Annotated in this window: 13 protein-coding genes; 9 read left to right on the top strand and 4 right to left on the bottom strand. The window is 73.2% G+C overall.

Features of this window, described 5'->3' with window-relative positions:
- Window positions 1-190: 190 nt before the first annotated feature.
- From ACOWU6_RS10200 to ACOWU6_RS10170, 7 genes are all read left to right on the top strand, one after another.
- Window positions 191-1138 (top strand): alpha/beta fold hydrolase, encoded by a 948-nt coding sequence (locus ACOWU6_RS10200; RefSeq protein WP_421075604.1) that lies wholly within the window; start codon window positions 191-193, stop codon window positions 1136-1138.
- On the top strand, window positions 1135-2652 hold the full coding sequence (locus tag ACOWU6_RS10195) for an ABC transporter substrate-binding protein (RefSeq protein ID WP_421075603.1): 1518 nt from the start codon (window positions 1135-1137) through the stop codon (window positions 2650-2652). Before ACOWU6_RS10200 ends, ACOWU6_RS10195 begins: the two co-directional genes overlap by 4 nt.
- Window positions 2653-2665: 13 nt before the next feature.
- On the top strand, window positions 2666-3616 hold the full coding sequence (locus tag ACOWU6_RS10190; RefSeq protein ID WP_271172276.1) for an ABC transporter permease: 951 nt from the start codon (window positions 2666-2668) through the stop codon (window positions 3614-3616).
- The gene (locus ACOWU6_RS10185; RefSeq protein ID WP_421075602.1) at window positions 3613-4491 is read left to right on the top strand and encodes an ABC transporter permease; all 879 of its coding nucleotides are present in this window, start codon (window positions 3613-3615) and stop codon (window positions 4489-4491) included. Before ACOWU6_RS10190 ends, ACOWU6_RS10185 begins: the two co-directional genes overlap by 4 nt.
- Window positions 4488-5324: an ABC transporter ATP-binding protein gene (locus tag ACOWU6_RS10180; RefSeq protein WP_282978152.1), complete on the top strand. Its 837-nt coding sequence runs from the start codon at window positions 4488-4490 to the stop codon at window positions 5322-5324. The genes ACOWU6_RS10185 and ACOWU6_RS10180 overlap by 4 nt, the downstream gene beginning before the upstream one ends.
- Window positions 5311-6117 (top strand): ATP-binding cassette domain-containing protein, encoded by an 807-nt coding sequence (locus ACOWU6_RS10175; protein WP_421075601.1) that lies wholly within the window; start codon window positions 5311-5313, stop codon window positions 6115-6117. Before ACOWU6_RS10180 ends, ACOWU6_RS10175 begins: the two co-directional genes overlap by 14 nt.
- Before the next feature lie 154 nt (window positions 6118-6271).
- A complete protein-coding gene (locus ACOWU6_RS10170; protein ID WP_421075600.1) occupies window positions 6272-7297 on the top strand; it encodes an alcohol dehydrogenase catalytic domain-containing protein in 1026 nt (341 codons plus the stop codon).
- A gap of 6 nt (window positions 7298-7303) precedes the next feature.
- Here ACOWU6_RS10170 and ACOWU6_RS10165 read toward each other — a convergent pair whose 3' ends face one another.
- The 4 genes from ACOWU6_RS10165 to ACOWU6_RS10150 all read right to left on the bottom strand — a co-directional run bounded on the left by ACOWU6_RS10165 (window position 7304) and on the right by ACOWU6_RS10150 (window position 10096).
- Complete coding sequence (locus ACOWU6_RS10165) at window positions 7304-7930, bottom strand: GNAT family N-acetyltransferase (RefSeq protein ID WP_271172281.1); 627 nt, start codon at window positions 7928-7930, stop codon at window positions 7304-7306.
- Between the two features lie 9 nt (window positions 7931-7939).
- A complete protein-coding gene (locus tag ACOWU6_RS10160) occupies window positions 7940-8635 on the bottom strand; it encodes a uracil-DNA glycosylase (RefSeq protein WP_282978261.1) in 696 nt (231 codons plus the stop codon).
- An 11-nt stretch (window positions 8636-8646) separates the two neighbouring features.
- Window positions 8647-9186 (bottom strand): phosphoribosyltransferase, encoded by a 540-nt coding sequence (locus tag ACOWU6_RS10155; protein WP_374727724.1) that lies wholly within the window; start codon window positions 9184-9186, stop codon window positions 8647-8649.
- 127 nt (window positions 9187-9313) lie between these two features.
- Window positions 9314-10096 carry an SDR family oxidoreductase gene (locus ACOWU6_RS10150; RefSeq protein ID WP_421075599.1) on the bottom strand — a complete coding sequence of 261 codons (783 nt, stop codon included), beginning with the start codon at window positions 10094-10096 and terminating at the stop codon, window positions 9314-9316.
- A gap of 196 nt (window positions 10097-10292) precedes the next feature.
- On the opposite strand from ACOWU6_RS10150, the gene ACOWU6_RS10145 reads away from it, so the two are divergent.
- Window positions 10293-11609, top strand: coding sequence for a bifunctional o-acetylhomoserine/o-acetylserine sulfhydrylase (locus ACOWU6_RS10145; RefSeq protein ID WP_416383271.1), 1317 nt, complete (start codon window positions 10293-10295; stop codon window positions 11607-11609).
- A 106-nt stretch (window positions 11610-11715) separates the two neighbouring features.
- Window positions 11716-12921, top strand: a complete 1206-nt coding sequence (gene metX / locus ACOWU6_RS10140; RefSeq protein WP_271172284.1) for a homoserine O-acetyltransferase MetX — start codon at window positions 11716-11718, stop codon at window positions 12919-12921.
- Window position 12922: the final 1 nt, after the last annotated feature.

The raw sequence follows: 12922 nt of genomic DNA, 5'->3' as shown, positions 1-12922 counted from the left end.
GCGGAGGCGGACCCGGCTCGGCGGCAGATCGCTCAGCGCCACCCGCCCGCTCCGTGCCTTATGCTCAGATCTGCCGCCGCGCGACGAGCAGTTCGATCCGCGATTTCCCGGGCGGGCCTCGACCTCGCCAGAATGGAGGCGTCGGGAGCCCTCCCGTGCGTCCCGCTCGGCGTCCCCATCGAGGAGTCCTGTGAGCATCGCCCCCGCGAACGCGGCATCCCCCGCCGACGACGCGTTCGACGAGTTCTCGTTCCTGCCGGAGCAGGCCGCCGCTCAGGGGCGCCCCGCCCCGATCGGCCGACGCGAGCGTCTCCTCCTTCGCGACGGACGCGCTCTCAGCGCTCTCGCGTACGGCGAGGGACGCCCGAGGATCGTGCTCCTCCACGGGGCCGGCCTCAACGCCCACACGTGGGACCAGACCGTCATCGCGCTCGGCCTCCCCGCGCTCGCGATCGACCTTCCCGGCCACGGGCACTCGTCGTGGCGCGCCGACGCGGACTACCGCGCCCGCACGATCGCCGATGACGTCGTGCGCGGCATCGAGGCGTGGGCGGACGCTCCCGTCGTCCTCGTCGGACAGTCCCTCGGCGGGCTCACTGCGGCCGCCGTGGCGTCGCGACGGCCCGACCTCGTCGCGCGCCTCGCCATCGTCGACATCACGCCGGGCGTCGACACCTCGGCCGGGCCGGCGATGCTCCGCCGCTTCTACGAGGAGACGGTCTTCGCATCTCGCGACGAGCTCGTCGAGCGCGCGCTCGCGTTCGGCCTCGGCGGCTCGCGCGCGCAGGCCGAGCGGGGCGTCCTCCTCAACTCCCGCGTGCGCGACGACGGCCGGGTGGAGTGGCGCCACCACTTCGCCCAGCTCATGTCCTCGGGGACGCCCTCCCCCGCCGCTGCGCCCGAGAGCGGGTGGGAGGACCTCGCCGGCGTGACCGCCCCGATCGCGCTCGTGCGCGGCACCACCGGGTTCGTCACCTCAGGTGACGCCGACGAGTTCGCCCGGCGCACGGGCGCCGACGTCGTCGCGCTCGACGCCCCTCACAACGTGCAGGAGGTCGCCTTCGCCGACCTCGCATCCCTCATCGCGCGTCTCGCCGCCTCGGCGGGCGCCGCACCGGAAGGACGGCAGACAGCATGATCCGCATCCCCGCGCGCCCGGCGTCCGCCGCAGCGCTCCTCGTGCCCGCCGTGCTCCTCGCCGGCTGCGCCGGCGGCGGGCAGACGTCGCCCTCCGACGCTCCCGCGGGCGAGCCCAACCCCGACGCGAGTCTGCGCGTGGGCCTCGTCCTCGAGCCGACGAACCTCGACATCCGCCGCACCTCGGGCGCCGCGCTCGAGCAGATCCTCGTCGACAACGTGTACGAGGGCCTCGTGACCCGCACGCAGGAGAACGAGATCGTGCCCGCGCTCGCGAGCTCCTGGGAGATGTCGGAGGACGGCCTCGTCTACACCTTCACGCTCGAGGAGGGGGTCGTCTTCCACGACGGCGGCGAGCTCACCGCGCAGGATGCCGTCGCATCGCTCGAGGAGGTCGTCTCCGACGAGTCCGTCGTCGGCCACGACGACCTCGCGAACGTCAAGGCCGTGACCGCTCCCGACGACCGCACCGTCGTCGTCGAGCTGACGGAGCCGAACCAGAACCTCCTCTTCACGCTCACGGGCCCCGCCGGCCTCGTGTTCGACGAGGGCGACGAGACCGACCTCCAGAGCGACGCGAACGGCACCGGCCCGTTCACCCTCGCGGAGTGGAACCAGGGCGAGAGCATCGTGCTCGAGCGCTTCGACGAGTACTGGGGCGAGGCTGCGGGCGTGGCCGAGGTCGTCGCGAGCTACATCCCGGACTTCACCGCGGGCGTGAACGCGGCACTCGACGGCTCGCTCGACGTGCTCACGGCCGTCGACCCCCAGCTCGCGCCGCAGCTCGACGGCGCGAACGGCTTCACGCTCACGACCGGTCGGACCACGGACAAGTACGTGCTCGCGTTCAACAGCGCCGAGGCGCCGCTCGACGACGCCCGCGTGCGGGAGGCCCTGCGCCTCGCGATCGACCACGACGCCCTCGTCGAGGCCGTGGGCGCCGGCGTGACCCAGTACGGCCCGATCCCCGAGCTCGACCCGGGCTATGAGGACCTGTCCGACGTGGCGCCCTTCGACCCTGACCGCGCGCGGCAGCTCCTCGCGGAGGCCGGTCAGGAGGATCTCGAGCTCGAGCTCACGATCCCCGCGTTCTACGGCACGACGGCGTCGACGTTCCTCGTCTCGGCGTTCCACGACGTCGGGGTCGAGCTGACCGTGAACCCCGTCGAGTTCTCGACGTGGCTGCAGGACGTCTACACGAACGGCGACTACCAGCTGAGCTTCGTGAACCACGTCGAGCCGCGCGACTTCGGAGCGTGGGCGAACCCCGACTACTACTTCCACTACGACAGCGCCGAGGTCCAGGAGCTCTACGCGCAGGCGATCGCCGCGATCGATCCGGACGAGTCCGCCGATCTGCTCGCGCAGGCCGCGCGGATCGTCGCCGAGGACCACGCCGCCGACTGGCTCTACACGGGCGAGACGATCGTCGCGGTGGGGCCGGGCGTCGCGGGCTTCCCCGTCGACTCGATCAACTCCCGCCTCGACCTCGCGTCCGTGACGCTGGCCGACTGAGGTCCCTCCGCCGGTGCTCCGGTACACGCTGACGAGGCTCGCGCTGCTGGCGCTCGGGCTGCTCGTCGCGAGCGCGCTCGTCTTCGCGACGCTGCGCGTGCTGCCGGGCGACGTGGCGCAGCTCGTCGCGGGCACCGAGGGCAGCCCCGGCCAGGTGGCGGCGATCCGCGAGCGCCTCGGCCTCGACCGGCCCGTCCTCGTGCAGTACGCCGACTGGATCGGCGGGATCCTGCGCGGCGACCTGGGCCGGTCGCTCCTGACCGGCACCCCGGTCGCCGACGAGCTCGCGTCGAAGGCGCAGGTGACGGTGCCGCTCGGCGTGCTCTCGCTCGCCATCGCCCTCGCGATCGCCGTCCCGTTCGGCGTCCTGTCGGCCATCCGCCGCGGGCGCCCCGTCGGCACCTCGATCAGCGTCGTCGCGCAGCTGCTCGCCGCGGTTCCCGTCGTCTGGGCCGGGATGATGCTCGTCGTCGTCTTCGCGATCACGCTGGGCTGGCTGCCCGCGCAGGGATTCCCGCGCGCGGGCTGGTCCGACCCGGCCGCCGCGCTGCGAGCGCTCACGCTGCCCGCCCTCACGGTGGGCGTCGTCGAGGGCGCGCTCCTCCTCCGCTTCGTGCGCAGCGCGACGCTGCAGGCGCTCGGCGAGGATCACGTGCGCACGGCGGCGGCGAAGGGGCTCACGCGCACCCAGGCGCTCGTCCGGCACGGCCTGCCGTCGGTCGGCCTGTCGATCATCACGGTGCTCGGCCTGCAGATCGCCGGCATCGTCGTCGGCGCTGTCGTCATCGAGCAGGTGTTCAACCTCCCCGGCATCGGGCGGATGCTCGTGGCGGATGTCGGCGCGCGCGACCTCGTGAAGGTGCAGGGCGAGCTGCTCGTCCTCACGGGCTTCGTGCTCGCGATCGGGTTCGCGGTCGACATCGTGCACCGTGTGATCGACCCCCGGCAGAGGGAGGCCGCATGACACCCGCGCGCGTGCTCTCGCGCCTGTGGCGCACGGGGACGGGGCGATTCGGCCTCGTCGCGGTCGCCGTGATCGGCGTCGTCGCCCTCGTGTCGCTGCTCTGGACCCCGTTCGATCCGCGCACGGTCGACCTCGCGGCGCGCTGGACGGGCCCCGGATGGCCGCACCTCCTCGGCGGCGACGCGAACGGGCGCGACATCCTCAGCCTGCTCATGGTCGGCGCGCGCACGACCGTGCTCGTCGCGGCGGGCGCGGGCGCGGTGGCGACAGCCGTCGGCGTGCTGCTCGCCGCGCTCGGCGCCCTCACCGCGCGGCCCGTGCGCGAGGCCGTGGCGGTGCTCGTCGACATCCTCATCGCCTTCCCCGTGCTCCTCATCGCCATGATGCTGTCGGCCGTGTGGGGTGCGTCGCTGTGGATCGTCGTGTGGTCGGTCGGCATCGGGTTCGGCGTGAACATCGCGCGGGTCGCCCGCGCCGAGCTGCGCCGCGTGCAGCGCAGCGACTTCGTGCTCGCGGCGCGCGCGTCGGGGCTCACGACCGTGCAGACGCTCACGCGCCACCTCCTCCCGAACGTGCTGCCGGTGTTCATCGTGCAGCTGTCGTGGTCGATGGCGGCGGCCGTGCTGGCGGAGGCGGGGCTGTCGTACCTCGGCTTCGGCGCCCCGGTCACCGAGCCGAGCTGGGGCCTGCTCCTCGGCGACATGCAGCGCTACATCTCGCTGCACCCGCTCTCGGTGCTGTGGCCGGGACTCGCGATCACGGTCACCGTGCTCGCGCTGAACCTCCTCGGCGACGCCCTGCGCGAGGCGACCGACCCGACCCTGCGCCGCGGCGAGGCCAAGCCGCAGGCGCATCAGCCGGTGGTGGTCGCATGAGCCTCGAGGTCTCGGGTCTCACGATCGAGATCGGCGGTCGCCGCGTCGTCGACGACGTCTCGTTCGCCGTGCCCGACGGCGCGCGGCTCGGGCTCATCGGCGAGTCCGGGTCGGGCAAGTCGCTCACGGCGCTCGCGATCCTGGGCCTCCTGCCCGCGGCCGCCACCGCGAGCGGCAGCGTCCGCTGGCAGGGCGCCGAGATCCTCGGCATCCCCGACCGCGAGATGGCGCGGCTGCGGGGCGACGAGATCGGCATGGTCTTCCAGGAGCCGCAGACCGCGCTCAACCCGATCCGCACCGTGGGGCGCCAGATCTCGGAGGCCGTGCGCATCCACCGCGACGTCTCCCGGCGCGAGGCCGCGGAGATCGCCGTCGCCGAGGCCCGTCGCGTCGCGCTGCCCGACCCCGAGCGCATCGTCGCCCGCTACCCGCACCAGCTCTCGGGCGGGCAGCGCCAGCGGGTCGCGCTCGCCATGGCGCTCGCATGCCGCCCGCGGCTGCTCATCGCCGACGAGCCCACGACGGCCCTCGACGTCACGATCCAGGCCGAGGTGCTGCGCCTGCTCCTGTCGCTCGTCGCGGACGACGGGATGTCGCTCGTGTTCATCACGCACGATCTCGCGGTGCTGTCGCAGGTCGCGACCCACGGCGTCGTGCTCGAGGACGGCCGCGTCGTCGAGGATGCGCCCGTGTCGCGGCTGCTCACGGCGCCGCAGCACCCCGTCACGCAGGGCCTCCTGCGCGACGCGACCGCGACGCTCTGGCGACCCGCGGGCGCGGAGAACGCCCCGCGCGATGACGGCTCGGCGAAGGGGGCGGATGGCCGTGGCTGACGTCCTCCTGCGAGCGCGCGCGCTCGAGCGGCGGCACCTCCATCCGCGCACGACGCTCTTCGAGCGGCGGCGCGAGACCGTCGCGCTGCACCCGACCGACCTCGACATCCGCCGCGGCGAGGCCGTCGGGATCATCGGAGAGTCCGGGTCGGGCAAATCCACGCTCGTGCGCCTCCTGCTCGGGCTCGACGTCCCGACGGCGGGCACCGTGGAGTACGACGGCCGGCCGGTCGACGCCCGCGCCCCGGCGCGGGCGCTGCACGGGCTGCGGCGCGCGACGGGCATCGTCTTCCAGGACCCCTACGCCTCGCTCGACCCCCGCATGACGGTCGCGCGCATCGTCGAGGAGCCGCTGTGGGCGCTCGGCATCCCGGGAGACCGCGCGGCGCGCGTCCGCGAGGTGCTCGCGCAGGTCGGCCTCGAGCCCGACATGGCCGACCGCTACCCGCACGAGTTCTCCGGAGGCCAGCGTCAGCGCATCGCCCTCGCCAGGGCCATCGTCCACCGCCCGGAGACGCTCGTGGGCGACGAGCCGCTGTCGGCGCTCGACGTCACGGTGCGGGCGCAGATCCTCGCGCTCCTCGCCGACCTGCGCGCCCGCGAGCGGATGACCCTGGTGCTCGTCTCGCACGACATCGGCGTCGTGCAGAACCTCTGCGACACGGTCGTCGTCATGAAGGACGGCCGCGTCGTCGAGCACGGGCCGACCCCGCAGGTGCTCCTCTTCCCGCGCGAGGACTACACGCGGCGGCTGCTTGCGGCCATCCCGACGATCGACCACCCGCGCGCCTGACCCGGCACGGGGCATCCGCACGCGCCCGCGGCACGGGGCGGTCGCCATCCGTTTGCCGTCCGTTCACGCGCGCGCGTCAGGCTCGCCCCATGTCGATCGAGCGCGCCGCAGCCGGACCGCACCGCAGCCCCGCGACGACCGCCGCGGCCACGCTGTGAGCGCCGCGCCCACGACCCTCGCCGCCGTGTGGCGGGGCGCCGACGGCATCCGGATCGAGGAGCTGCCGGTGCCCGCGCCGCGGCCCGGCGAGCTCGTCGTCGAGATCGACCTCGCGACCGTCAGCGGCGACGACCGCCGCACCGCGTCGGACGCGCACCGCGCACCCGCTGCCGTGCTCGGCCACGAGGCGGTCGGACGCGTCGTCGCCGCCGGAGTCGGCGCACCGGCGGCCGAGGGCGATCGGGTCGTCTGGGCCCCATCCGTCGGATGCGGGATGTGCGACCGCTGCCGACACGGACGGGTCGCGCGCTGCCGCAAGCTGCGCGAGATCGGGCGCGAGCCCATCGACGGACCGTGGCCGCTCTCGGGCGCCTACGCCCGGCACATCCTCCTCCCGTCCGGATCGACCGTGGAGCGGGTGCCGGACGAGCTGTGCGATGCCGTCGCGGCGCCCGCGGGCGGCGCCACGGCGACCGCGATGGCCGTGCGCGAGGCGTCGGGCGACCTCACGGGCCTGCGCGTCCTCGTCTGCGGTGCGGGGATGCTCGGCCTCACGGCGACGGCGGTCGCCCGCGAGAGCGGGGCGTCCGAGGTGGTCGTCCTCGATACCGACGCGTCGCGCCGCTCGCTCGCGCTCGCCTTCGGGGCGACGGCGGTCGTGGGGCCGCGAGATCGCCCGGGCGAGGCGGATCTCGCGTGGGAGCTCTCGGGAGCGGCCGAGGCGGCCCCGGGCGCGCTCGCGGCACTCGCGATCGGCGGCCGGCTCGTCCTCGCGCGCGCAGCCGCGACATCCGCCGCGGTCCCTGTCGACCTGGACCGCGTCGTCCGCCGCGGGCTCGCGATCACCGGCGTGCTCGGCTCCGAGCCCCGCCACCTGCGCGAGGCGGTCGCGTTCCTCGCGTCCACGCGGACGCGGTACCCGTGGGAGCGGCTCGTCGCGCCCGCGATGGGCCTCGAGCACCTGGCGCTCCTCCTCGCGCAGCCCGCGAGCGTCGCGCCGCGGACCGCGATCGCGCCCTGACGACGGTCAGTCGTCCGAGCCGAAGACCCGCGAGAGCACGCCGCGCTTCCGCTTCGGCGTGAGCGACTTCTGGAGGTACACCGTGCCGAGCCAGCGGTCGAACTTGAAGCCGACCTTGCCCATCCGCCCGACCTCCTCGAAGCCGAAGCGCTCGTGCAGCGCGAGCGACCCCTCGGCGCCCTTGTCGCTGATCACCGCGACGATCTGACGGAGCCCCTTCTCCTCGCACGCCTCGATGAGGGCGGCCAGGAGCGCGGTGCCGAGGCCCTTGCCCGTCGCGGCGTGCCCGAGGTAGATGGAGTTCTCGACGGTGTACCGGTACGACGACTTGCCCGACCACGGCGACACGAGCGCATAGCCCAGCACCTGCCCGGTCGGCGCGACGGCGACGAGGAAGGGGAGGTCGAGCTTCTGCAGGTGGAGGAACTTCTCCTTCCACTGCCGATGCGTCCACTTCTTCTCGTCGAACGTCACGACCGAGTTCGTCACGTAGTAGTTGTAGATCTCGCGGATGTCCTCGATGTCGCGCATCTCGGCGGGGCGGATCTCGTACGAGAACGGGCGCTCGGGGGCGGGCCGACGCTGCAGGTGCAGCGGCAGGCGTCGGCGCTTCTGGTATTCCTCCTCGAGCATGCGTCCAGCCTACGCGGGGATCGTCCAGTCGACAGGGCCGGCGCCCTGCTGCGCGAGCAGCGCGTTCGCGCGTGAGAACGGCCGCGATCCGAAGAAGCCGCGGCTCGCCGAGAGCGGCGAGGGGTGGGGCGACTCGATCGACGGCACGCCGCCCAGCAGCGGCTTGAGGTTCGCGGCGTCACGCCCCCACAGGATCGCCACGAGCGGCCCGCCGCGCTCTGCGAGGGCGCGGATCGCGGTCTCGGTCACCCGCTCCCACCCCCATCCGCGGTGCGACGCGGGCGCACCCGGGCTCACCGTGAGCACGCGGTTGAGGAGCATGACGCCCTGGTCGCTCCACGCCGAGAGGTCGCCGTGGGGCGCGGGCGCGACGCCGAGGTCGCTCTGCAGCTCGCGATAGATGTTCTGCAGGCTGCGCGGGATGGGCCGGACGTGTCGCTCGACCGCGAACGACAGGCCGATCGGATGGCCCGGGGTCGGGTACGGGTCCTGCCCGACGATGAGCACGCGGACGTCGGCGAGCGGGCGCTGGAACGCCCGCAGCACGCGGTCCCCCGCGGGCAGATATGGCCGCCCGGCCGCGACCTCGGCGCGGAGCCGGTCGCCGAGCGCGGCGATGTCGGCGGCCACGGGTGCGAGCGCGTGCGCCCAGCCGGCGTCGATGAGGCCCGCCTCGGCGAGCTCGGGAAGGGAGCGCCCTGCCATGTCGAGCGCGCTCACGCGGTCGGGGCGAGGCCGAGGTCCTCCTCGCGCACGGTGCCCCTGGCCGACCAGGGGAAGTCGATCCAGAGGTCGGTGTCCTTCCACGCGTAGTCGGGCTGGATGATCGTCGACGGCTTCGTGAAGATCGTGACCGACCGCACGTCGGCGCCCTTGTCGGAGAGCAGCTGGACGGCGAGTGCGAGCGTGCGCCCCGAGTCGGCGACGTCGTCGACGAGGAGCACGCGTCGTCCGTCGAGGTACTCCATGTCGAGTGCCGGCGGGAGCACCTCCGGCGCGTCGAGGACGGTCCCGATGCCCGTGTAGAACTCGACGTTGATGGCGCCGCAGTTCTTCGCGCCGAGGCCGTAGGCGATGGCGCCGGCGGGGAGGAGTCCGCCGCGCGCGATCGCGACGACGACCTCGGGCTCGAAGCCGCTGTCGAGGATCGTGCGGGCGAGATCGCGCGTCGCGGCGCCGAAGCCGTCCCAGGTGAGGACTTCGCGCTCGGTCGGAGTGTCGGTCACGGGCGTTCCTTTCGATCGTGTCTCAGTCATCGCGCCTTCCCGGGCCGGAAAACCAGGGAAAACGAGACATGCAAGTCAGACCCATCCCGCATGTCTCGAAAACCGCCGCCATCCGGGCGGGAAAACCAGGGAAAACGAGACATGCGGATGGTGCGGATCAGCTCTCGCGGACGGCGAGAGGGCCGCGGTGCAGGAGATGGGCGGCCGCCTGGGCGACGGGCCGCACCGTCACGAGGTCGAGGTTCACATGCCCGGGCGCCTCGAGGGCGTACGCGATCACGTCGGCCACGTCGTCGGCGGAGAGCGGACTGTCGACGCCCGCGTACACGGCGTCCGCCGCCTCCTGGTCGCCGCCGAGGCGCGTGAGCGAGAACTCCTCGGTGCGCACCATCCCCGGCGCGATCTCGATCACGCGCAGAGGCTCGCCGTTGAGCTCGAGCCGGAGGGCGTCGACGATCATCGACTCCCCGGCCTTCGCGGCGTTGTAGCCGGCGCCGCCCGGATACGCGCGCTGAGCAGCCGTCGACGTGACGAAGAGCAGGTCGGCGTGGCCCGCTCCCCCGCGCACGGCGTCGCGCAGCTGCGGCAGGAGAGCCCGCACGAGCCGCTGCGCGGACAGGACGTTCGCCTCGAACATCCACGTCCACTCGTCGGCGTCGCCGTCCTCGACGCGGTCGGTGCCGCGCGCGCCGCCCGCGACGTGCGCGAGCGCGTGCACGCCGCCGCTCGCGGCGAGATGCGCGGCCAGGGCGTCGACGTCGGCCTGCCGGGTGAGGTCGGCGGCGAACACGTCGGCGCCCGTCTCCGCGGCGAGCGCCTCGAGGCGCTCGGCCCGCCGGGCGACGCCCGTGACGTCCCATCCGCGCGAGCGCAGCAGGCGCACCGTCGCCGCGCCGATCCCCGAGCTCGCTCCCGTCACGACCGCACGCCTGTTCGCCATCCGTCCAGTATGCCGTCCCCGACCGAGGGCGCACCGTGACGGCCTGTGACGAGCCGTGACGGCATGCGACGCGCGATATGACGCCGCGTGTCCCGTGCGTTGCCCGGGCACCGCGGGTTCCGTACTGTCGCAGTCATGCCCGAAGGCGGGCATCCCCGAGCAGATCCCACGACCATCCTTCGAGCAGGAGACACGCATGAGCGAGAACTGGCGCTTCGAGACCACGCAGATCCACGCTGGCGCGCAGCCCGACCCCGTGACCGGGGCCCGCGCGACGCCGATCTACAACACGACCTCGTACGTGTTCCGCGACGCGGACCACGCGAAGAACCTCTTCGCGCTCGCCGAGTTCGGCAACATCTACACGCGCCTGCAGAACCCGACGCAGGATGTCGTCGAACAGCGCATCGCGGCGCTCGAGGGCGGCACGGGCGCGCTCCTCGTGGCGAGCGGCCAGGCCGCCGAGACCTTCGCCGTGCTCAACATCGCGCAGGCCGGCGACCACATCGTGTCCTCGAGCTCGATCTACGGCGGCACCTACAACCTCTTCAAGTACACGCTCGGCAAGCTGGGCATCGAGGTCACCTTCGTCGAGAACCAGGACGACCCCGAGCAGTGGCGCGCGGCGGTCCGCCCGAACACGAAGCTGTTCTTCGCGGAGACGATCGGCAACCCCGCCATCAACGTCCTCGACATCCGCACGGTCGCCGACATCGCCCACGAGAACGGCGTGCCGCTCATCGTGGACAACACGATCGCGACGCCGTACCTCATCCGCCCGTTCGAGCACGGCGCCGACATCGTCGTGCACTCCGCGACGAAGTTCCTCGGCGGGCACGGCACGGTCCTCGGCGGTGCGATCGTCGACGGCGGCCGCTTCGCGTGGTCGCAGAACGTCGAGAGGTTCCCGGGTCTCACCGAGCCCGACCCGTCGTACCACGGCGCGAGCTACACGACCGCCGTGGGCGACGAGCTCGCGTACATCATCAAGGCGCGCGTGCAGCTGCTGCGCGACCTCGGCTCGGCCATCGCCCCGCAGAGCGCGTGGCAGCTCATCCAGGGCATCGAGACGCTGTCGCTGCGGATCGAGCGCCACGTGCAGAACGCCCAGGAGATCGCGGAGTGGCTCGAGAACCACCCCGACGTCGCGACGGTCAACTACGCGGGTCTCCCGTCGTCGCCGTGGTACGCGAACGCGAACCGCTACGCGCCGAAGGGCGTCGGCGCCGTGCTGTCGTTCGAGCTCAAGGGCGGCGTCGACGCGGGCCGCGCGTTCGTCAACTCGCTGGGCCTGTTCAGCCACCTCGCCAACATCGGCGACGTGCGCTCGCTCGTCATCCACCCCGCATCGACGACGCACTCGCAGCTCACCCCCGAGCAGCAGCTCACGAGCGGCGTGACGCCGGGACTCGTGCGCCTGTCGATCGGCCTCGAGAACGTCGACGACCTCAAGGCCGACCTCGAGCAGGCGCTCGTCGCGGCCCGCGAGACGGCGGCGGCCGCTCGGGCCTGACCCGCGAACACGATGGATGCCCCGGGCGCGCGCCCGGGGCATCCGCCGTATCCGGCGACGCGTAACAGTGGCGGGGGCGCCCCGCAGAGCACGGGAGAATGGACGGATGGACTGGCAGATCTCCGAGGACACGGTGCCGTCTGCTCCCGTCACGGAGGCCGACGCCCGCTCGATGGCCGGCCGTCCGCCCGCGACGGGAGCGTGGCTCGACGGCGATCCCGTGGGGGATCGCCGGTTCGCCGCGTTCGGACCGCTCACGACCGAGAGCGGTGCGGAGCTGCCAGGGTTCCGCCTCGCGTACGAGACGTGGGGCGAGCTGAGCCCCGCCCGCGACAACGCGGTGCTCATCCTGCACGCGCTGACCGGCGACAGCCATGTCCGCGGCCCCGCCGGCCCCGGGCATCCGACCGCGGGATGGTGGGACGCGCTCGTCGGGCCGGGGCTCGCGATCGACACCGACCGGTGGTTCGTCATCGCCCCGAACGTCCTCGGCGGATGTCAGGGCTCAACCGGGCCGGCGAGCATCCACCCCGACGGCGAGGCCTGGGGCTCGCGCTTCCCGTATCTCACCATCCGCGACCAGGTCGCCGCGCAGGTCCGCCTCGCCGACGCCCTGGGCATCGACCGCTGGGCCGCCGTGATCGGCGGCTCGATGGGCGGCATGCACGCGCTCGAATGGGCCGTCGGGCTGCCCGACCGCGTCGAGCGGCTGGCCATCCTCTCCTCGCCCCCGATCAACACGGCCGACCAGATCGCCCTGAACTCCGTCCAGCTCGAGGCGATCGAGATCGATCCCCGATTCGCGGGCGGCGACTACTACGACGCGGCACCCGGTGAGGGGCCGCACCGCGGTCTCGCGCTCGCCCGTCGGATGGCCCTGCTGAACTACCGCAGCCCCACCGAGCTCAATCAGCGGTTCCAGCGGTCGTGGCAGTCCGACGTCAGCCCCCTCGGCTTCGGCGGCCGCTTCGCCGTGGAGTCGTACCTCGACTTCCACGGCAACAAGTTCACGCGCCGCTTCGACGCGAACACGTACATCCGGCTCGTGGAGGCGATGGACTCGCACGACGTCGGCCGCGGCCGCGGCGGTGTCGAGGAGGCCCTGTCGGAGGTCACCGCGACGACGCTCGTGCTGGGGATCGACAGCGACCGGCTCTTCCCCGTCGACGGGCAGCACCGCATCGCGCGCAGCATCCCGAACACGCTCGACGGGCAGGAGTCGGTGGTGCTGCACAGCGACTTCGGCCACGACGGGTTCCTCATCGAGACCGAGGCCGTCGCCCACCACCTCGGCCGCCTGTTCGCGGCGTAGC

Source organism: Microbacterium sp. SA156, from assembly GCF_049065455.1.
GTDB classification, from domain to species: Bacteria; Actinomycetota; Actinomycetes; order Actinomycetales; family Microbacteriaceae; genus Microbacterium; species Microbacterium barkeri.
Note: the sequence above shows the minus strand (reverse complement) of the source record. Positions and strands in the feature narration are given on the sequence as shown.